General features: G+C 69.1%; 1 protein-coding gene. It reads left to right on the top strand.

Features of this window, described 5'->3' with window-relative positions; all coding sequences use genetic code 11:
- A partial coding sequence (locus ACCAA_RS04390; RefSeq protein WP_186406032.1) for a complex I subunit 4 family protein occupies positions 1-1,275 on the top strand: 1,275 nt, incomplete at both ends.

The raw sequence follows: 1,275 nt of genomic DNA, 5'->3' as shown, positions 1-1,275 counted from the left end.
GCGGCGCGCTCCCTGGGCGCAATGGATCGCGCTGGTCACGACCGCGCTGACGCTGCTGCTGTCGCTCGTCATCGTCGCCGTCTTCGATGGTGCGCACCCCGACTTCCAGTTGCTCGAATCGGCGGCCTGGATCGCCGACCTCAATATCGCTTATCTGGTCGGCGTCGATGGCCTCTCGCTGCTCTTTCTGCCGGCGACGGCGCTGCTTTTCTGCGGCGCGGTGGTCGCCGGCTGGCGGGTGCGCGCGGCGGCATCGCCCCTCGCCCCCGGCATGTACTTCGCCCTGCTCTTGTTGCTCGAAGCGGCGACGCTGGGCGTCTTCTGTGCGCTCGATACGATCCTCTTCTTCTTCTGCTGGGAATTCACGCTCGTCCCGCTGTACTTCCTGGTCAGCCTGTGGGGAATCGGCAGCGGCCGGCAGGCTGCCGCGGTGCGCTACTTCCTGGTCATGCTGGTCGGCGGCGTGCCGCTGCTCTTCGGTCTGCTGGCCGTCGCCTTCGGCCACGCCGGTGCGGGCGGGCCGAACTCACTGGCCTCGCTGACCTTCGACCTGCCGACGCTGCTGGCAACGCCGCTGCCCGAGGGCGCGCAGATGGGAGTGTTCCTGCTGCTGCTGATCGGCTTTGGCGTCAAGGTGCCGCTGCTGCCCGTGCACACCTGGTTGCCGTCGCTGGCCATGGGCGCGCCGGCGGCGGTCACCGCGCTCTTGGTCGGGCTCAAACTCGGCGCCTATGGACTGATCCGTTTCGCCATTCCGCTGGCGCCGATCGCGGCGCGCGACCTGCACTGGCTGCTGGCCGGCCTCGGCACGGTCGCCATCCTCTACGGCGCGGTGGCGGCGCTGGCGCAGAGCAATCTGCGCGGCATGCTGGCCTATGCCAGCGTGTCGCACGTCGGGCTGGTGGTGCTCGGGCTGGCTTCGTTCTCGGTGTCGGCGCTGCAGGGGGCGCTGCTGCTGTTGCTCACCTTCAGCGTCGCGACCGGTGGCGGCTTCCTGGCGCTGGCTTTTCTGCAGCGCCGCACCGGATCGACCGACATCGCCCAGCTCGGCGGCGTGATGCGCAGCATGCCGCTCTTGTCGGGCTTCTTCCTGCTCTTCGGTCTGGCCGGCATTGGCCTGCCGGGGACCAGTGGCTTCCCGGCCGAACTGCTGATCATCGTCGACGCGCTGCACAGCCACACTGGCGCTGGTCTGGCGGCGCTGTTCGGTACGGTACTCGCCGCCGCGGCTTTTCTGGCACCTTTTCGGCAGGCGTTTCTCGGGCCGCTGCGGCA

It is taken from the genome of Candidatus Accumulibacter aalborgensis (assembly GCF_900089955.1).
GTDB lineage: Bacteria > Pseudomonadota > Gammaproteobacteria > Burkholderiales > Rhodocyclaceae > Accumulibacter > Accumulibacter aalborgensis.
The sequence above is the reverse complement of the archived record's forward strand: the minus strand, read 5'-3'. Positions and strand labels throughout refer to the sequence as shown.